A 17,914-nucleotide genomic window follows, 5' to 3' on the forward strand; every position below is an offset into this window, starting at 1 on the left:
TCAAGCACGGCGCGGCTCTTCGGAGCCGCGCCGTGTCGCTTTGCGAGGGCGACCCATGTCCTATCTCTTCGATCGCCGGTCGCTGGTGCTGACCGGCCTGGCGGCCGCTTTCGCCGCCAACCCGGCCCTGGCCGCTTCCCGCGGAGCTTTCGACGCCATCGTCTCGACGGACGGAAGGAGCCGTGGCGTCACCAAGACCTACGCCTCCCTCGCCGAGGCGCTGGACGCCGCGCCGGCTGTCGGCGACCGACCGTTCCGTATTCTCGTGACCGCTGGGACCTGGCGCGAAAAGGTGACGGTGACCAAGCCGAACGTCTGGCTGATCGGCGAGGGCCGCCAGGCCACCACCATCGTCCATGACGACTATGCCGGCGCCCGTCGTCCCGGCGGTCCGGCCGAGATCGCCACCCTGGTCGTCACCGCGCCCGGCTTCCGGGCCAAGCGGATGACCATCGCCAACGACTTCGACTATCCGCGCCACATGCCGCCCGAGGTCGACTACGACCGCACCGGCGCCAGCGGGGCGCAAGCCACGGCGCTGAAGCTGGGCCAAGGCTCGGACAAGGCCTATTTCGAGGACGTGGCCCTGACCGGCTGGCAGGACACCCTGTTCGCGGACGCAGGCCGCAGCGTGTTCCGCGAGTGCTATGTCAGCGGCTGCGTAGACTTCATCTACGGCATGGGCTTGGCGGTGTTCGACCATTGCGAGATCCGCTCGCGCACCCGGCCGGGCAAGGACTTCCACGGCTTCATCGCCGCGCCGGACACCGACCGCCGCCAGCCCTACGGTCTGGTCTTCCTGGACTGTCGCCTGACCCGCGATGCGGACATGCCCAGGCGCACGATGGCGCTGGGCCGGCCCTGGCGGCGCACCATGAGCTTCCCGGACGGTCGCTATGGCAACCCGGACGCCGTGGGGCAGGCCGCCTTCATCCGCTGCTGGATGGACGACCATATCGTCCCCGAAGGCTGGTATCCGATGCACTACAATCTGAAGGGCGGCCGGCGGGCCATGTACCAGCCCGAGGATGCGCGCCTGTTCGAATACGCCAGCAAGGGACCGGGCGCGGGCAAGCCTTCCGAGCGTCGCCGCCAGCTGTCGGCCGCGGAGGCGCGCAACTATACGATCCCGAAGCTGATGTCGGGCTGGAATCCGGTTTGAGGAGTGAAGCGATGGGCGGTTGCGGACGACGCGAAGTCCTGGTCGGCGGAGCCGCTCTCGCTGGAGGGCTGCTGGCCGGCGAGGCTCGGGCGATGACCAGGCTCCCCGGCCAGACCCGCTGGGTCTTCGACCGCCTGTCGAACATTGGCGGCGCCGACACCAGGGTCGAGGGCGACCCGATCCTGGTCGACAGCCCCTATGGCAAGGCCGTTCAGTTCGACGGCGTCGACGACCGCCTGGTCATCGGCAAACATCCGCTGGCGGGCATGGGCCAGTTCACCTTCGAGGCTCTGTTCCGTCCCGATGGCGGGGCTTTCGCCCAGCGCTGGTTCCACCTCAACGAGGAGGATCCGACGCCCGGCGCGCCGCCCTCGGTCACGCGCGTCCTGTTCGAGATCCGCGTCAAGGACGGCGCCTGGAGCCTGGACGCCTTCGCCACGGGGCAGGGCTACAAGCAGACCCTGCTGTTCCTGGACAAGACCTTCCCGATCGGCCCCTGGTACTGGGTGGCCCAGAGCTATGACGGCAAGACCTACCGGTCGTTCGTCAACGGCGAGCTGCAGGGCGAGGCCGACATCGCCTACCAGCCGCAAGGCCAGGGCCGCAGCTCGATCGGGGCCCGCATGAACAAGGTCGACTACTTCAAGGGCGCCGTCCGAGAGGCCCGCTTCACGCCCCGCGCCCTGGCGCCGCAAGCGCTGCGGAAGACGCGCTGACGGGCGCTTGATCGCCGCACCGGCCTGGGGCGCGCCGAAATCCTCGACGTGCGTCCAAACATGGAGTTTCTGGGGAGTGGCTCGACACGCGTTTTCATGAAGCGCCAAGCTATTTTCGTGCAGCCGTCGCCGATGGGGCCGCCTGTTGGACAGATCGACATCGAACCGGCATGCCGCCGACGACGCTCTAGGGACGCCGAGCAGGATCGACCTCTAAACCGTCAGGTCGCTGCCGGCGCGCGTCGAGCGCAAGGGTTTTTTGGCGGATCCGGCGCCGGTCTTCACGTCGTCGGCCGTCGAGGGCTAACGAACAGCGTATGTAGACTGGCTACGACCGGCACATACAGCTGGCGACCTAGCTTGAGCGCCGACCAGCCTAGAGCGTCCGGCACCGAGAGGTGGATAAGGTCGGGTCCGAAGGCCTCGATATCCCGCCTTGTGGATGCGGTAAGGCCGAACGAAACGCGGTAGTCGCTTCGGAACGGAATTCTCACCGACGGTACGGAAATCAGATCGCCGACCGGTTCAAACGCCGGGGTCCGCGAAGTCGGAGAACAGATACGCACCCCAGTGTCCAATGTGCTTTGCAGGTGACCAACCAGGCGGTTAAGGGACTTATTTGCTCCATCCAGGGTGTAGTTGTAGTTCCCGGAGAACAAAGCGATGCGTGGCGGCCTCCTGAAACGGGTGGCCACCATTCTATTCATTTCCATGTCTGTCCCCGTGCGGTGGCCTCGGTTTTCAATTCAGACGACGCGCGCGCCGCGCCACCACACGGATTTTGAAAATCTTTTGAGGCGTGCGTCGACGCATGCCGTCTTTCTGTGAAAGCGCCCCGCGAGCCCCCGTCGCGCGGATGTTTAGGCGGTGCGGTCCGGCGGATCTCTGAGGTTCGAAGCGCGATGCGGATAGTGGATGTCGCCGAATTCTATTCGCCGACCGGCGGGGGCGTGCGGACCTACATCGACCGGAAATTGGAAGCGGCCGCGCAGCTTGGTCACGAACTCTTCGTGATCGCGCCGGGCCCCCAGGATGCCTTCGAAAAGCGCCAGGCTGGCGGGGTGATCCACGTCCGGTCCCCGAAACTGCCATTCGACGCCAACTATCACATGTTCTGGGATGCGGGGCCGGTGCACCGCTGGCTAGATCGACTGGCGCCCGATCTGGTCGAGGCGTCCTCGCCCTGGCGAGGCGCGTGGATCGTCGCCCGTTGGGGCGCTCCGGTCCCGCGCGCGATGTTCATGCATGCCGATCCCGTGGCCTCTTATCCCCAGCGCTGGCTTGCCCCTTTCGCCAGCCCACAGCGCATAGACCAGCTATTCGCGTGGTTCTGGCGCTACCTCCGCCAGTTGACCGGGCGCTTCGCGTCCGTCGTCACTGGAGGACCTTGGCTGGCCGATCGGCTGACGGGGCAGGGGATCGACGCGGTGGCCAGTGTTTCGCTAGGCATCGATCGCGAGGCCTTCTCGCCCGACATGCGCGACGCGGGGCTTCGGTTTCGTCTGTTGGCCGCCTGCAATTGCCCGGACGAGGCGAGACTGGTGCTCGGCGTCGGCCGTTTCCATCCTGAAAAGCGCTGGCCGATGGTCATTAGAGCGGTGAAGCGCGCCCGATGCGCCGCGCCGCTCGGCCTGGTTTTGATCGGCGACGGCATTGACCGTGCGCGCGTGGCCCGCGCCGCCGCCGGGGATCCCCACGTTCATATCCTGCCGCCGATCCGCGATCGGACGCTCCTGGCCGCGCACCTGGCGAGCGCCGACGCTCTGGTGCATGGCTGCGAGTCCGAAACCTTCGGGCTGATCCCGGCCGAGGCGATGGCCAGTGGCCTGCCCGTTGTCGGGCCTGATCGCGGTGGGTTCGCGCATATAGCGCGGCTGGAGACCTGCGAAATCTATCGCGCCGGCGACACTGTCGCCGCCGCGACCGCCATCGAACGTCTTTTCGCCCGAGACCCGCTCGCTTTGAAGAGCGCCGCGATCAAGGCGTCGGTTGGCGTGCGGCGCGACATCGACCATTTCGCCGAGCTTTTTGAACACTACGGCGCCGTCGCGGCCGGAGTTCGGACATGACCGGAGGCGCGGAGGCCGACGGTGTCGACCAAGCCGCCTCACGCGCGGCCGGCGGACGGACCCGGCGGCGATGGGTGTGGCTTGGCGGGCTTCTGTCGGTCGGGATGGTCGCGGCCATTGTCCTGCAGCTGGACGGCGCGACCGCGGAGGTACTGGCCACTATCGGCGCCTTGCCGCCGCTGGTCTGGCCAGCGCTCCTGCTGCTGTACCTCGTCCAGACGATCTCCGATTTCGCGATCTTTCGGCGGTTCTGGAACATGCCCATCGAGGGCTTCGAGACTCTGCTGCGCAAGAACGTCATCAATGAAGTGGTGCTGGGCTACAGCGGCGAGGCCTATCTATATGTTTGGGCGCGAAGGGCGGCGGGCGTCATCGCCGAGCCTTTCGCCGCCATCAAGGACGCCAACATCGTCTCGGCCTTGCTTGGCAACCTGTTGACGTTGGTTCTGGCGGCCGTCAGCCTGACGCAGCTCCGCGACATGGATTTCGCTCGGCGGATGGGGCCAGCCCTATGGTCGGGGATCATCCCGCTCGCCATCTCGCTAGGCGTCTTGCTCTTGGGGCGGCGAGTATTCTCGCTGCGCCCGTCTCAACTGACCTATGTCGGCCTTATCTGCTGTCTGCGCCTTGGGGTGTGGACCGCGCTGACCATCCTGGTCTGGCGTCTGGCGATGCCGGAAGTGCAGCCTGGCCTGTGGATTGTCCTGCTGGCGATCCGCTACCTGATCTCGCGCATCCCGCTGATCTCCAACAAGGATCTGGTGTTCGGCAACTTGATGCTGCTGCTGTTGGGCGCGCATTCGACCGTTGCCGTGTTGCTGGCGGCGCTCGCCCTGGTCACGCTGGTTCTACATCTGTCCGTGATCGTCGGGCTGGGCGCGCTCGATCTGACGCGTAGCTTGCGCCGCGCGAGCGGGGCGTCTTCGATCAAGGCCGGGGGTGTCCATGACTATTGATTGGCGCGCACGGATTCCTGGACGAGACATCTGGCGCGTGGGGCTGGTCCAGGCGCCGATCGCCCAGATTGCTCGGCTCGGTTTTTCCTCCGCCCCTCAGGTCCACTGGCTGGCCGAGGAGGCGAGGCTTAAGTTCCTGGCCGATCCCTTCGGCCTTTGGCGCGATGGGCGCCTGTACCTGTTCGTCGAAGCCTATGACTACCGAACTCGCCACGGCGTCATCGAGGTGATCGAACTTGGGTCGGACTTTTTGTCCCATCGACGGTCCGTGGTCCTGCGCGAACCCTGGCACCTGTCCTATCCGCAGGTCTTCGAGACCGACGGGCAAATTTGGATGCTCCCCGAGGGCTACCGATCGGGCGGGCTCACGCTTTACCGAGCGGCCGCGTTTCCCGACGTTTGGGAGCCGGTGGCGCGTTTCGAACTGGACACTCCCGCGATCGACGCCACCCCGTTCCGACACGGCGGGCTGTGGTGGCTGGCCTATTCTCCGACCGGCCCGCAGCGTTGGAAGCAGGGGCGCCTACACCTGGCCTTCGCCGAGCGTCTGACCGGGCCATGGCGCCCCCATGCCGGCAACCCCGTGCGCGACAGTCTGGCGTCATGCCGGCCGGGCGGCACGGTCTGGATGGAGGACGCCGCGCCGGTCCTGCCGGTGCAGGACTGCAGGCACACATACGGCGGCGGCGTCCGACAGTTGAAGATTTTGGAGCTGCGCCCAGATCGCTTCGAGGCCGAAGCCAGCGCACCGCTTGCGCCGCCGCCTGGCGTGGGGGGCTATTCGATGGGACTGCACACCCTGTCGGCCTGTGGTCCGGTCACCCTGTTCGACGTCAAGCGCATCGATCGCTCGCTGTGGGCGCCGCGCCGAGAGTCCGCGCCTTGCGCGTCCTGACCTTCTTGCACAGCTTCGAGCCTGGCGGCGTCGAGCGCATCGCGCTGCGGATGGTGCGTCATTGGCGCGAGCAGGGTGTCGATGCGCCGCTTTTCATGGGACGTCTCGAAGGGGGCATGCGCGACGACGTCGGCGCCGGCCTTGATCCGATCTCTCCGCCGGGCGCTGGTCCAGGCGTGGCCGGGATGGAAACGTTGTGGATGATCTGGACGCTTCCCAAGGTCGTGCGGCGGCTGCGTCCCGACGTCCTGTTCTGCGCGGGCAATACCTACGCGGTCATCGCGGTCGCGCTGAAGGTCCTACTGGGCCGCGACTGCCCGCCCATCGTGGTCAAGATCAGCAACGATCTCGACCGACGCGATCAGCCGCGCTGGTTCCGCTTCGCCTATCGCCTATGGCTCAAAATCCAGGGGCGGCGGCTAGACCACTTCATCGGCATGGAAGCGCCGATGGCCGAGGAGATCGGTGACTGTCTGGGCGTGTCGGCTGACCGCGTCACGATCATTCCGGATCCCGCCCTGTCCGGACCGCTGATCGCCAGGTTGCGGGCAAGCCGGCAAGCCCCGCGAACCAATGGCACCGGCCGCTGTTTCGTTTGCGTCGCCAGGCTCACGCCGCAGAAGAATATCGCCCTGATGTTGCGCGCCTTCGCGCGTGGAGCGCTCGCGGCCGATACGCTGACGATCATTGGTGATGGGCCCGAACGCGGAAAGCTCGAGCGTCTCGCGGTGGATCTTGGACTGAAAACGCGCGTGGTGTTCCGAGGTTACCTTCCAGATCCGGTCAACCAGCTGACGTCGTTCGACATCCTGCTGTTGTCGTCAGACTATGAAGGCGTGCCCGCGGTCATCCTCGAAGGGCTGGCCGCGGGGCTTGCGATCGTGGCCACAGACTGCGGTCGAAGCATGAAGACCTTGCTAGGTCATGGCGACTTGGGTCTGCTTGTCGAGGTTGGTGACGAGCGAGCCCTTGCCGAGGCGATCGCGACGGTCCGGCCAGGATCCCAAGACGCGCAGAAAAGCCTGGCCTTAGCTCAGCGTTTTACAATCGAATCCGCCTGCGAAACCTATTTGTCCACCATGTCCCGACTTTGCCGTGCTCAGGTGACGAACGATGCTCGATAACGATTTTAAGAACGAGCTGGACGATGAAACCGGGGAGGCCGTCCAGGTTTCGCTGCGGCGGGTGCTGTCGCTATTTAGTCCTTATCGACACCGCATCGCGGCGATAGCGGCGCTCATCACCTTAGGGGCGGCAGTCGGCCTGACGACCCCGTTCCTGCTGCGCGCGATCATCGATAAGGCGCTGCCTAACGGCGATATGGGTCTGCTCAGCCTCCTCGTCGCGGCCTTGATCGGCGTGGGGGCGATATCCGCGGTGATCAACGCGACCCACGCCATACTGTCCTCGCAGATCGGCCAAGCGGTCATGCATGACTTGCGTGTGCGGGTTTACGGGCACCTCCAGTCACTCTCGCTGGGCTTCTTCACCCACGCCCGCGCTGGCGAAATCCAGTCGCGTATCGCCAACGACATTGGCGGGCTGCAGTCTCTCGTCACCAACACCGCGCACGAGCTGGCCCGCAATCTCAGCCTCGTGATCATGACCAGCGTCGCCATGGTGTTGCTCGACTGGCGGCTGGCGCTGTTCTCGATGACGGTCATTCCGATCGTCGTGCGCCTGAGCGATCATGTCGGCCAGAAGCGCGAGGCCTACACCCATCGGCAACAGGAGCGGATGGCTGACCTTTCGTCGACGGTGCAGGAGACGCTTTCGATCTCGGGCGTCATCCTGGCCCGAACCATGGGGCGGAGAGATTTTCTCGTCCGACGCTTCGCCCGAACCTCGGCAGATGTCGGCGCGCTCGAGGTGCGCTCCAGCACGGCGGGTGAGTGGCAGTGGCAGCTCATCTATCTGCTGCTCCAGGTGCTACCGGCTCTGACCCTTCTCCTGGGCGGCTGGCTGATCAGCCGTGACGTGACGATCACCATCGGCACGCTCGTGGCGATGATCGCCCTGCAGGAGCAACTGCTCTGGCCCCTTGAGGAGGTTTTGCGCACGGGACTCGAAATTCGGACCACCCGAGCCCTATTCGCGCGCGTGTTCGATTATCTTGATCGGCCCGTGGAAATCGTCGAGCGCCCCGATGCTGTTGCGCTCCCGGCCGATCGCATGCGCGGCGCCGTCGCGATCGAGAATGTGAGCTTCGCCTACGACAAGGGCGGCGAGCCCACGCTGCGCGACGTCTCCATCGACATCCCCGCCGGATCGCACGTCGCCATCGTGGGCGCGACGGGGTCGGGCAAGACGACGCTCGGCTACCTTCTCGCGCGGTTGTATGACGTCGATCATGGAGCGATCCGGTTCGATGGCGTCGACATCCGGGACCTCAAACTCGCTTCGCTTAACGAAATGCTCGGCGTCGTGACGCAGGAGCCCTATCTGCTGAATGCGAGCATCGCCGACAACCTGCGCTTCGCCAGGCCCGACGCCACCGATGCGGATCTTGTCGCGGCGGCTCGCGCCGCACAGATCGCGGCGCAAATCGAGGCGTTGCCGGAAGGTTACGACACCGTCGTCGGGGAGCGCGGCTATCGCTTTTCGGGCGGCGAGAAACAGCGCCTAGCGCTTGCTCGCACCATCCTGCGCGACCCGCCGATCCTGCTGCTCGATGAGGCGACCAGCGCGCTCGATACTCAGACCGAGCAGGCGATGAGCGCGGCGCTGGCGGCGCTGTCGAAGGGGCGGACCACCATCACGATCGCTCACCGGCTCTCCACCGTTCGCTCGGCGGACATGATCGTCGTGATGAAACACGGCCAGGTCGTTGAACGTGGGACGCATGACGGGCTCATGGCGCGGGGCGGCGCCTATGCGGCCCTGCTGCGGCCAGAAGAAGACTAGGGCGATCCAAGCGCGAACGCCCGGAACAGTTATCCGCTAGGCGGGCTCACCGCCAAGCCGCTCATGGATGAGCATGCGCGACCAGCGCACCCCGATCAGGTTTTCAGGCTAAAGAGGTTTGCCTGCGTGTCGGTATCGGCAGTGGCTTCGCCAGCGCGTTCCTGAAGCCAACGGGTGTAGGTCGCGAGGGATGTCGTCGTTTCCTCACCTCGAGAAGCCTTCACCTCAAGGCCTCCTTCGCCGTACATGTCGCGCAGCTTCGCCACCGCATCCAAGGTCGTCGCCGCCTGTCGCGGCGACATGTCCGCCACATCGCTAAGCTGGGAACCATTCCGTTCCGTTGGTCGTCGCCGCCGGTGGTCTTTATCGAGCGCTTGGTTCCCAGCTTCTTGGGCTTGGTTTCGCGGGCTCGGCGCTGACGCCCTTTCGACACGGGTAATCGCCGACTGGCGTAAGGCGTGCGCGGCCGCCAGCAGCGCGCTCAGCGGGGATGAAGAGGTCATCGAGCCACCTACAGATAACGCCGCCAATCGATACGAAGCTGGTCACTCAACGCTTTGTGAGCCCGCCGGTTAAGCCGAAGGTGTTGTTTGACCGCTCGGTCCAGCCCTCGCTCAAGCGGGTGGAGCCGAAAGCCACTGTCCGCCATCACTGTCCTTGGCGTCATGGTTTGGCGGCCGGCTCGCCGCCCAAGGCCATATAGAGAACCATTTGGGCGTTGAGCTGATCAAAGCGGTTCTGAAGGACAGCGTTCTGGGCCACGCGCCGCCGCTCCTGGGCGTCCAATACCGTTCTTAGAGGGATAGCGCCGGCCTTGTACTGTTGGGCGTACAGGCTCTCGGCCTGACGGGCGGCGGACAGATCGCGAACGAGCTGCTCGCCTTGCATCAGCGTCACGGCTCTGTTGGAAAGCGCGTTCTCGGTATCGCGCAGCGCATCGTAGAAGGCTTGCCGGAACTGTTCGACCGCGAGCTCATAGTCGACCTTCGCCACGCCGACGGACAACCGAGCGCGACGGGCGTCGAGAAACGGAAAGCTCACCCCTCCGGTCAAGCCCATGCTTGGCGCGCGAAGAACGTTGCTGAGCGCGCTGCTCACGCCGCCGGCTGAGCCGGTGAGCGTAAGGCGGGGATAGGTATCGGCTAGCGCCGCGTCCTGCGCGGCTAGCGCGCGGCGAAGCCTAGCCTGCGCTGCCGCCAAGTCCGGGCGCCGAACCAGCAGGTCCGACGGGAGTCCCGCTGGGATCTCGGGCAGGTTGGCCGTCGGGAGCGCCTTCGGCTCCGGTCCACTATAGGCGTGTTCGCCTAGCAGCGCCGCGAGGGCGTTTCGCGCCTCCGCGCGAGCTTGCTCGAGTCGAATGCGTTGGGCTTCTTGCGATGCAATGCTTTGCTCGGCGTCCTCCATCTCGACAGCCGAGGTCGCTCCGGCCTGATACCGGCGGGCGACGAGGTCGAAGGTGCGTTGGGCGTTCATCAGACTCTGGTCGCCGAGCGCCATGCGCTCGTTCGCCAGCGCCAGCTGCCACCAGGCGCTCGTCGCCGAGCCAACCAAGGCCAGGCGCGTGGCCTCCAGATCCTGCTGGCTGGCTCGGGCCTCCCAACGCTCCATGTCGCGCTGAGCCGCCAGGCGGCCAAAGAGGTCCAACTCCCAACTCGTCGTGATCGCGGCGCTCGAGGACAACGACGACTGTCGTCGGCCCGTCATGGGCTGGCTAAGGCCATGGGAGACATCCGCGACGATGGTCGGCTTCAAGCGCTGACTCGCCAGGTCCAGCGCCAGGCGCGCGCGCTTGAGGCGAAGGCCGGCGGCGGCGAGACCGGGATTGCGCGTTGTCACCTGGTCAATGAGCTGGTCCATGCGCGGGTCACCGAGTGTTTTCCACCACATCGTCGGCCGTGGCGCGGGTTCGGACGGCGCGGCTGCCTGCCATGTCGGCGCGGTCGCCGTCGCGGGAGGAGTATAGGCGGCATGGGGGGCGAGGGCGCACCCCGCCAGGAGGGCGGTGATCGGCAATAGCGCCGCCGAATGGCGGAGACCGGGAATAGTCATGGCTAGACTCTGCTGAGTGCGTCGATCGGATCGAGGCGCGCGGCGTTGCGGGCGGGCAGGTAGCCGAAGGCCACGCCGATGAAGGTGGAGCAGGCGAAGGCCGCGATGATCGAGAGCGGTGAGAACTGCATGACCAGTCCAGATCCGGCCGCCGCCAGAACGCCGGCGATCCCGAGCGCCAGGGCGATGCCGATGACGCCGCCAAGAAGGCAGACCAGCACCGCCTCGATCAGAAATTGGTGCAAGATGTCCGCGCGCCGCGCGCCGACCGCCATGCGAAGTCCGATCTCGGCGGTGCGTTCGGTGACCGATACGAGCATGATGTTCATCACGCCGATACCGCCGACCACCAAGGATATGATGGCTATAGAGCTGATCAGCAGCGTCATCGTCTTGGCTGTATTCTCGATCATCTTTCGGATTTGGTCGTTGTTGCTGATGAAGAAGTCCTTCTTGCCGTGGCGCATCGTCATCAACTGCGTGACGGCGCCTTGCGCCGCGGCGACCGGAGACTTGTCGGAAACGCGCACTGTCACGCTGCTTAGATGAGAAACGCCCAGCATCCGGGTCATCACCGTGGTGTACGGCGCATAGATCGTCAGGCTGGAGTCGCGTCCGCCGGACGGCTTTCGCTGGATGACGCCGACAACTCTGGCCGGGGTCTGCCCCAGCATGATCGTTTGGCCGATGGCGGGCTCGCCGCGGGCGAACAGAGCCTTGCGCGCGTTGTTGTCGAGCACGACGTCCTGTCGAATGCTAGCGACCGCTTCCGCGTCGAAGCCACGGCCTTCGGCGAACTTCGAGCCCTTGACCCGGAAGAAGTCGGCGCCCACGCCTGAGACCTCGGCGTTGACGGTCAAGCCTCGGTATCGCGCGGCGACTGTCGTGAAGACGCCTGGCGTCACGCTGTCGACGTACGGCTGTTTCCTCAGCGCCTCGACGTCCGAGGGCGTTAACGTCTCGACCTTGCTTGCCTCGAGGTCACCGAAGTCCTTGCCCGGATAGAGATCGAGGGTGTTGGTCCCCAAGTCCGAGATCTGCTTCATGATCTGGCTGCGCGATCCGTTGCCGATCGCCACCACGGACACCACGGAAGCGATGCCGATGATCACGCCGAGCATCGTCAGAAACGTGCGCAGCTTGTGCGCGGACATCGCGATCAGCGCCAATTGGAAGCTCTCCGTGAGCTGATGAACGGCGGCCAGCTTGGGCTTGTGCGCCGCGACAGGACGAAGCGCGGCGCTAGGCGCACAAGTGCGGGGTCCTCGGTCGGCCACGATGAAGCCGTCGCTGATCTCGATGACGCGAGGCGCGTGTTGCGCGACTGATTTGTCATGCGTCACCAAGATGATGGTGTGACCTTCGGCGTGCAGGTCGCGCAGGATCTCCATCACCTTTTCCCCGCTGGCGCGGTCGAGCGCGCCGGTCGGTTCGTCGGCCAGGATGACCTCGCCGCCATTGATCAGGGCCCGGGCTATGGACACGCGCTGCTGCTGACCGCCCGAGAGCTGGCTCGGCCGATGCGAGAGCCGTTCGCCAAGGCCTAGGCGGACCAGCAGGTCACGCGCGCGCGCGCGCCGTGTCTCGCGCGCATCGCCCGCATAGATCGCGGGGGTCTCGACATTGGCGACCGCGCTCATCGCGGCCAGCAGATGGTAGCGTTGAAAGATAAAGCCGAACCGCTCGCGGCGAAGCGCGGCCAAGTCGTCCGGCCCAAGCTCCGCCGTATCCCGACCGCCGATTTGGTAGGTTCCCGCGGTGGGCCGGTCCAGACAGCCCAGGATATTCATCAGGGTCGACTTGCCCGAGCCTGACGCGCCGACGATGGCGACCATTTCGCCCGCGCGGATCTCAAGGTCGATACCGCCAAGTGCCGAGAACACGCCATCCCCGGTGGGATAGTCACGCCGGACGCCGACCAGGCGAATGAGGGGCGGGGCGTCCATCAGAAGCCGCCCATGAATGCCGCCGCCGGATCGATGCTGTCGCTGGCGACGGTCTCTCCCACCACCACCTTGTCGCCCTCGGTCAATCCATGGACGACCTCCACCAAGACCCTGTTGTTGAGGCCGATGCGAATAGGACGTGTGTCGATCTTGCCATTGGCGAGCCCGACCCGCACGGGGTAGCGTCCATCCGGGAGGCGCGGTCCCAGCGCGGTGGCTGGAATCCTCAGCACGCCGTGCTTGGACGCCAGGATGATGGAAACCTGCGTGGTCATCATCGCGCGCAGCCGCCCATCGGGATTAGGCACCTCGAACAGCGCGCTGTAGTAGATAGCCGAGGCTGCTGGCGCGCCCTGCGCGGCCGCGCTCGATGCCGTTCCCAGTTCATTGACGATCGCATCGGGGACCGCCTGCACCTGCGCGAGACGCGCATGGTAAGCCCTATCCGGATCGCCAAGGATGGTGAAGCGAGCCGACTGACCCGGCTTGACCTTGATGACATCGGCTTCGGAGACGCTGGCCTTGACCCGCATGGTGTCGAGCCTAGCCAACACAACGATGGTCGGGACCGCCAAGGCCGAGCTGACTGTTTGGCCTTGTTTGGTGACCACCGACACCACCACCCCATCGATCGGCGCGACGATGCGTGTGTAGCCAAGATTGACTTCAGCGTTGGCGACGCTGACGCTGGCCTGGCGAACTTGAGCCTGGGCCGAGATCACGGCGGCGCGGGCGCTTTTCAGTTCCGCTTCGGCCGCCTCGTATTCGGCTTGCGATGTCGCAAGGCCTGGGCCCATGTCCTGCTGACGTTTAAACGCCAGCTCGGCGCGGGCCAGCGCGGCTTGGCGTGCGCCCTCTTGGGCCTCGGCGTTGGCGAGCTCCGCTCGCGCCACGCTCAGGGCGTTGGTCTGGGGCTGGGGGTCGATTTGAGCGATAAGGTCGCCCTTGCGAACGTGTTGACCTAGCACGACCTTGAGCGCCTGGACCTGGCCAGATACCTGTGCGCCCACGCCCACGAGCTGGCTTGGCTCAAGCTTGCCATTCGCGACGACGGCTTCCTCGATATCGCCTCGCGTGACGACCGCCGTGAGCAGCTGAGGTGACTTGCGAGACGCGAGTATCGTGGCAATTGACACGGCGCCGACGGCTACGGCGGTAAGGGCTGCACCGACAATCATGCGACGTTTCATGGCGCAGGTGATGCTCCAGGATTAGGGAGTGCGGGGATTGGCCGACCTTTCGCGGTTGGCGACAGGTTTGGGTCTGGCTCTGGCCGTGCCGAGGGGACTCCGCTGGCTCAAGCCAGCGGCGAAAGCACGCCTATCGGGGCGTTTCGCATCCCTTGGCGGCGCGCACACCGCGCAGGAAGCCGCGGCGGGCCACGCCCGTGGTGACGGCTTTCTCCAAGCGACGGTCCGCGGACGCCGCGCCCGAGACCTGCCGCACCAAACCGCGGAAAGGAATGATGCTGCCCACCAGTATCTTGCCGCCTTCTTCGGCCATCTTGCCGGGGCCGCTCTTCGGTTTGTCGCCAGCGTCGAAATCGGGGCCAAGCGCTTCGTTCAAGGAGGCGATCTCGGCCTCGATCGCCTTGCAGCTGTCGAGGTCCTTCAAGCCGTAGGGCGCGTCGTAAGCCTTTTGGAGGGCGGCCGGAATCTCGGCTTTGGCCACGCCCAGGTCGCGCGCTGGCTGGGAGCCGATGTCCATGGCTTTCTTGCGTGCATCGCCCGGGCGGTTCGCCCCGGTCTTTTGGGAGGGCTTGGGGGTGCTCTCAGCGGGACGCGGTTCCGCCTTGACCTGAGCTAGAGCAGGCGTGGTGAGGACCGTCGCGGCGCTAAACATAGAAAGAAATACATGTTTCTTCAGAGAGATCGTGTGGCCCATGGGTTATCTTTCGGTAGGCTGTTCGAATGTTCCGCGTTGAATAAAATTCTCAACACTATTAACACGAAGTCGATTATTGTAGGCGATGTGACAATGAATACCGAGATATGTTGTTGTGCTGGGCTGGGATTCTGAGCATGCATTTGTATAATGTGCTCGCAAATTGGTTGTGCTGCTCCGCGGGACGCGGTCTGCGTCAGCGCCAGAACCGCCGGCGAAGCTCTTATGCGGTAGCGTCGTTATGCGGGGGTGGAGCGTTCGTGGAGGGAGCGTGGAGGGCGTCAATTCCCTCTTGGTGGGGGAAGGGAAAGCTCTAAGACCGGGGGCGCTTACGGCGCGGCGGTCCAAAATGTTGGAAGAGTTCGACCTCAATCTCCTGACGACTCTGCATAACCTCATCGTTACGCGCAGCGTCACGCTGACCGCCCAGCGACTGGGCGTCAGTCAGCCGGCTGTCAGCCGCTCGCTCGGCCGGCTGCGTGAGCTTCTCCACGATCCGCTTCTCATCAAGACCAACAGCGGCATGGCGCTAACCCATCGCGCCAAATCTCTGGAGGGGCCTCTCTATCGATGGCTCGGCGAAACGGAGGCCCTCCTGCGCCGAGGCCCGGCCCAGGAGCCGCGCGACTTCGCCGGGGTTTATCGGATCGCTTCTTCGGATTATGGCGTTCTGACGGTGCTTGCTCCGGCCTTGGAGCGGATCAGTCGGGCTGCTCCGGGTCTATGCCTTGAAGTCGAGCCGCTCTTGCCGACGCATCTGAACGCCCTGGCTGTCGGCGATGCCGATCTTGTCCTAACGAGCCATGATCCCCGGCCGACGCGCGCCTTCGAGCGACTGCTTTTTGTTGAAAACTACCAATGCGTCCTTCGCGCCGATCATCCGCTCATGGCGACAGGGCGTGCCTCGCATCGCCCCGCGCGTCTGACGCTCGATGAGTTTCTGGCCTGGCCGCATGTGGTCAGCACAGTGCAAGGCGAAGATGACGATCCCGCCGAGCGCCGCCTCGCTATCCTGGGGCGGGAGCGGCGGATCATCATGCGTGTTCCCTATTCCTCGTTGGCGGCGCCTCTCATACTAAGTTCTGACGCGATCATGGTGGTCCCCGATAGCGTGGCCCGCCTGCTGACAGCCGGCCATCACGATCTGGTCGTGCTCGACGCGCCGTTTGACTTGGAGCCCTTCAGCTATTGGCTGCTTTGGCGCGGACGTTCGCGTGAGGATCCGATAGTCCTATGGCTCGTGGATCAACTCGCCCAAGTAGCCGATCCCAAGCCTGGATTTGGCTTTGAGCGCCGTCGGGTCGACGGTTTCGCGGAGCCATCCGCGGCGGAAGTTCCGCCCCATGGCGCCTCCACCGAACCGCCACGTTCGCGCAACGACGCCGCGCGATAGTTCGGCGCCCCGTGGCGTTCTGGCCGCTCCCCGCATCCCCGCGGTCGCTTCGTCCCGGGCTATATGAAGAGGTGTCGAGCGGGTCTGGAACCCTCGCCGCGCCTCTTGCGAGGCCTTCCGTCCAGGCAGGTCTCATGGCCGCGGCGCGGCAGCCACTCGCGCCGCGGTCACCCCCTGCCGGCATCATGAGTATGCGTGGGTCCATGTGCGGGGGCTGGTGATCGACGGAAAATAGTCTCGATTATAACTGAAATGGATTTTGAATATCTAATCGAGTAAATTAACGAAATCCCGCTTTTGGCGGCGGAAATTGCCCGAAGGCAAAAAGCCGATCAACGATCTTTGTGTCGTTGATAGCACAAAGGGCAATGTGAATTATGGCTATTAACAGCATAAACACTAACTCTGGCGCGATGATTGCGCTTCAGAACCTGAATAATACGGCTTCGGATCTGAGATCAGTTCAGCAACGGATCAGCACTGGCAAGAAGGTCGGCAGCGCCAAGGACAACGGCGCCATCTGGGCCATGTCCAAGACGCAATCGTCCACCGCTCAGTCGTTGAACTCGGTGAAGGACTCGCTGCAACGCGGCCAGTCGACGATCGACGTGGCCCTGGCCGCCGGCGACACCATCACCGACCTGCTCGGCAAGATGAAGGAAAAGGCCCTGGCCGCTTCCGACACCTCGCTGAACACCGCCTCGTTCAATGCGCTGAAGTCGGACTTCAACTCGCTGCGCGACCAGGTGCAGAAGGCCGCCGACAACGCCAAGTTCAACGGCGTCAGCCTTGCCGACGGCAAGGGCACGCAAATGACTTTCCTGGCCAACTCGGACGGCTCGGGCTTCACCGTCAAGGCCCAGACCCTGGGTCTGGCCGGCCTCGGCCTGTCGGCGGGTTCCAGCTTCGCCAGCGCCAGCGTGGCGAAGTCGATGATCGCCACCGTCGACAAGGCCATCGGCACGGCCACCAACAAGCTGGCCTCGCTGGGTACGGCCTCGACCGGCCTCGACACCCACCTGACCTTCGTCGGCAAGCTGCAAGACAGCCTGACGTCGGGGGTTGGCAATCTTGTGGACGCGGACCTCGCCAAGGAAAGCGCCAAGCTGCAGGCGCTGCAAACCAAGCAGCAGCTCGGGGTGCAGGCTTTGTCCATCGCTAACCAATCAACTCAGTCGCTGTTGAGCCTTTTCCGATAAGAGGCGCGAGCCGCCTCCGCTTGGGATGCGGGGGCGGCGCTTTTCAAGGTTGGCTTCTGGTCGCGCTGGTCCCGAAGACGACCTTCGTCAATTGCCTAGGCTATCGGTTAGCGACGCTCGGCGCCGCGGTGTCCGCCCGCGTGCTGGAGGGCGCGCGGCGTGGGCGCGGGCCGATCCGGGCGCCCATACCGCCCTTGCTCACCCGTGGGATGCCGCGAGCAGGTGTTTGATCGCTCGGCTGATGTGCTTTTCGACCGCGCTTCTTGAGATTCCAAGCTGTCTGGCGGTTTCGGCATGGGTCAGGCCGTCAAGCTTGTGCAGCGTGAATACGCGCTTTGTCATAGGCGGCAGAGCGCCGAGGGTGTGGGCCAGTCTTTCAAGTCGGAGGCGAGCGTCCACGGCGGCCTCGGCGTCCGCCGCGTCGGCGATGGCGGTGGAACCCAGACTCGTATGATTGACGTCTCGCCAAGCCGCGTCGCGCGCGGCGGACCGATACTTGGCGCGTAGACGATCCAAAGCCAGATTTGACGCTAGCCGATATAGATAGGCCGAGGGGTTTTCGATCGCCTCGCCGTTCACGCGCTGGACCTTGAGATAGAGGTCCTGAATGAGATCGTCGACGTCTCCGCCTCCGGCCGTCCTGGCGGAGAGGAAGCGACGCAAGTCCTCGCGCCGCACGAAGTAGGCGATGATCAACGGAGAGGTCGAGGACGAAGGCGAAGGAGTCACGGAACTTGGCCT

At 64.9% G+C, this 17,914-nt stretch carries 16 protein-coding genes; 9 read left to right on the plus strand and 7 right to left on the minus strand.

The features are described from left to right. Window positions 1-55: 55 nt before the first annotated feature. Both AC1RNC_RS18800 and AC1RNC_RS18805 read left to right on the plus strand, forming a co-directional pair. Entirely contained in the window at window positions 56-1,162 is a 1,107-nt protein-coding gene (locus tag AC1RNC_RS18800) for a pectinesterase family protein (protein ID WP_492887826.1), read from the plus strand. A 92-nt stretch (window positions 1,163-1,254) separates the two neighbouring features. Continuing rightward, entirely contained in the window at window positions 1,255-1,878 is a 624-nt protein-coding gene (locus AC1RNC_RS18805; RefSeq protein ID WP_492887827.1) for a LamG-like jellyroll fold domain-containing protein, read from the plus strand. 281 nt (window positions 1,879-2,159) lie between these two features. On the opposite strand, the gene AC1RNC_RS18810 is transcribed toward AC1RNC_RS18805, so the two are convergent. Then, window positions 2,160-2,591, minus strand: coding sequence for a glycosyltransferase (locus AC1RNC_RS18810; protein ID WP_492887828.1), 432 nt, complete (start codon window positions 2,589-2,591; stop codon window positions 2,160-2,162). Window positions 2,592-2,780: 189 nt separating this feature from the next. Between AC1RNC_RS18810 and AC1RNC_RS18815 the strand changes: the two genes are divergently transcribed. Genes AC1RNC_RS18815 through AC1RNC_RS18835 form a run of 5 tightly spaced genes read left to right on the plus strand, consistent with a single transcriptional unit; the run spans window position 2,781 to window position 8,702 of the window. Beyond that, the gene (locus AC1RNC_RS18815) at window positions 2,781-3,947 is read left to right on the plus strand and encodes a glycosyltransferase (protein ID WP_492887956.1); all 1,167 of its coding nucleotides are present in this window, start codon (window positions 2,781-2,783) and stop codon (window positions 3,945-3,947) included. Further along, complete coding sequence (locus AC1RNC_RS18820; RefSeq protein WP_492887829.1) at window positions 3,944-4,903, plus strand: hypothetical protein; 960 nt, start codon at window positions 3,944-3,946, stop codon at window positions 4,901-4,903. Before AC1RNC_RS18815 ends, AC1RNC_RS18820 begins: the two co-directional genes overlap by 4 nt. Window positions 4,904-4,940: 37 nt before the next feature. Beyond that, complete coding sequence (locus AC1RNC_RS18825) at window positions 4,941-5,798, plus strand: glucosamine inositolphosphorylceramide transferase family protein (RefSeq protein ID WP_492887830.1); 858 nt, start codon at window positions 4,941-4,943, stop codon at window positions 5,796-5,798. Then, window positions 5,786-6,922 (plus strand): glycosyltransferase, encoded by a 1,137-nt coding sequence (locus AC1RNC_RS18830; protein WP_492887831.1) that lies wholly within the window; start codon window positions 5,786-5,788, stop codon window positions 6,920-6,922. Before AC1RNC_RS18825 ends, AC1RNC_RS18830 begins: the two co-directional genes overlap by 13 nt. Next, a complete protein-coding gene (locus AC1RNC_RS18835) occupies window positions 6,912-8,702 on the plus strand; it encodes an ABC transporter ATP-binding protein (RefSeq protein ID WP_492887832.1) in 1,791 nt (596 codons plus the stop codon). The genes AC1RNC_RS18830 and AC1RNC_RS18835 overlap by 11 nt, the downstream gene beginning before the upstream one ends. Window positions 8,703-8,797: 95 nt before the next feature. On the opposite strand, the gene AC1RNC_RS18840 is transcribed toward AC1RNC_RS18835, so the two are convergent. The 5 genes from AC1RNC_RS18840 to AC1RNC_RS18860 all read right to left on the minus strand — a co-directional run bounded on the left by AC1RNC_RS18840 (window position 8,798) and on the right by AC1RNC_RS18860 (window position 14,581). Then, a complete protein-coding gene (locus AC1RNC_RS18840; RefSeq protein ID WP_492887833.1) occupies window positions 8,798-9,205 on the minus strand; it encodes a hypothetical protein in 408 nt (135 codons plus the stop codon). A gap of 160 nt (window positions 9,206-9,365) precedes the next feature. After that, window positions 9,366-10,751 (minus strand): efflux transporter outer membrane subunit, encoded by a 1,386-nt coding sequence (locus AC1RNC_RS18845; RefSeq protein WP_492887834.1) that lies wholly within the window; start codon window positions 10,749-10,751, stop codon window positions 9,366-9,368. Between the two features lie 2 nt (window positions 10,752-10,753). Next, window positions 10,754-12,697: a MacB family efflux pump subunit gene (locus tag AC1RNC_RS18850; RefSeq protein WP_492887835.1), complete on the minus strand. Its 1,944-nt coding sequence runs from the start codon at window positions 12,695-12,697 to the stop codon at window positions 10,754-10,756. Beyond that, window positions 12,697-13,887 (minus strand): efflux RND transporter periplasmic adaptor subunit, encoded by a 1,191-nt coding sequence (locus AC1RNC_RS18855; protein ID WP_492887836.1) that lies wholly within the window; start codon window positions 13,885-13,887, stop codon window positions 12,697-12,699. The genes AC1RNC_RS18850 and AC1RNC_RS18855 overlap by 1 nt, the downstream gene beginning before the upstream one ends. Before the next feature lie 130 nt (window positions 13,888-14,017). After that, window positions 14,018-14,581 carry a hypothetical protein gene (locus AC1RNC_RS18860; RefSeq protein WP_492887837.1) on the minus strand — a complete coding sequence of 188 codons (564 nt, stop codon included), beginning with the start codon at window positions 14,579-14,581 and terminating at the stop codon, window positions 14,018-14,020. A 349-nt stretch (window positions 14,582-14,930) separates the two neighbouring features. Here AC1RNC_RS18860 and AC1RNC_RS18865 point away from each other — a divergent pair, with 349 nt between their 5' ends. Further along, entirely contained in the window at window positions 14,931-15,974 is a 1,044-nt protein-coding gene (locus tag AC1RNC_RS18865) for a LysR family transcriptional regulator (protein WP_492887838.1), read from the plus strand. Window positions 15,975-16,351: 377 nt separating this feature from the next. Continuing rightward, window positions 16,352-17,173: a flagellin gene (locus AC1RNC_RS18870; RefSeq protein WP_492887839.1), complete on the plus strand. Its 822-nt coding sequence runs from the start codon at window positions 16,352-16,354 to the stop codon at window positions 17,171-17,173. Between the two features lie 198 nt (window positions 17,174-17,371). On the opposite strand, the gene AC1RNC_RS18875 is transcribed toward AC1RNC_RS18870, so the two are convergent. Then, window positions 17,372-17,869, minus strand: coding sequence for a sigma-70 family RNA polymerase sigma factor (locus AC1RNC_RS18875; protein ID WP_492887840.1), 498 nt, complete (start codon window positions 17,867-17,869; stop codon window positions 17,372-17,374). Window positions 17,870-17,914 lie beyond the last annotated feature (45 nt).

The organism is Caulobacter sp. GW822-FHT01G02 (genome assembly GCF_058802865.1).

Coding starts and splice junctions, on each gene's coding strand:
- AC1RNC_RS18800 (WP_492887826.1), top strand. CDS start 56: ATGTCCTATCTCTTCGATCGCCGGTCGCTGGTGCTGACCGGCCTGGCG.
- AC1RNC_RS18805 (WP_492887827.1), top strand. CDS start 1,255: ATGACCAGGCTCCCCGGCCAGACCCGCTGGGTCTTCGACCGCCTGTCG.
- AC1RNC_RS18810 (WP_492887828.1), bottom strand. CDS start 2,591: ATGGAAATGAATAGAATGGTGGCCACCCGTTTCAGGAGGCCGCCACGC.
- AC1RNC_RS18815 (WP_492887956.1), top strand. CDS start 2,781: ATGCGGATAGTGGATGTCGCCGAATTCTATTCGCCGACCGGCGGGGGC.
- AC1RNC_RS18820 (WP_492887829.1), top strand. CDS start 3,944: ATGACCGGAGGCGCGGAGGCCGACGGTGTCGACCAAGCCGCCTCACGC.
- AC1RNC_RS18835 (WP_492887832.1), top strand. CDS start 6,912: ATGCTCGATAACGATTTTAAGAACGAGCTGGACGATGAAACCGGGGAG.
- AC1RNC_RS18840 (WP_492887833.1), bottom strand. CDS start 9,205: ATGACCTCTTCATCCCCGCTGAGCGCGCTGCTGGCGGCCGCGCACGCC.
- AC1RNC_RS18845 (WP_492887834.1), bottom strand. CDS start 10,751: ATGACTATTCCCGGTCTCCGCCATTCGGCGGCGCTATTGCCGATCACC.
- AC1RNC_RS18850 (WP_492887835.1), bottom strand. CDS start 12,697: ATGGACGCCCCGCCCCTCATTCGCCTGGTCGGCGTCCGGCGTGACTAT.
- AC1RNC_RS18855 (WP_492887836.1), bottom strand. CDS start 13,887: ATGAAACGTCGCATGATTGTCGGTGCAGCCCTTACCGCCGTAGCCGTC.
- AC1RNC_RS18860 (WP_492887837.1), bottom strand. CDS start 14,581: ATGGGCCACACGATCTCTCTGAAGAAACATGTATTTCTTTCTATGTTT.
- AC1RNC_RS18865 (WP_492887838.1), top strand. CDS start 14,931: ATGTTGGAAGAGTTCGACCTCAATCTCCTGACGACTCTGCATAACCTC.
- AC1RNC_RS18870 (WP_492887839.1), top strand. CDS start 16,352: ATGGCTATTAACAGCATAAACACTAACTCTGGCGCGATGATTGCGCTT.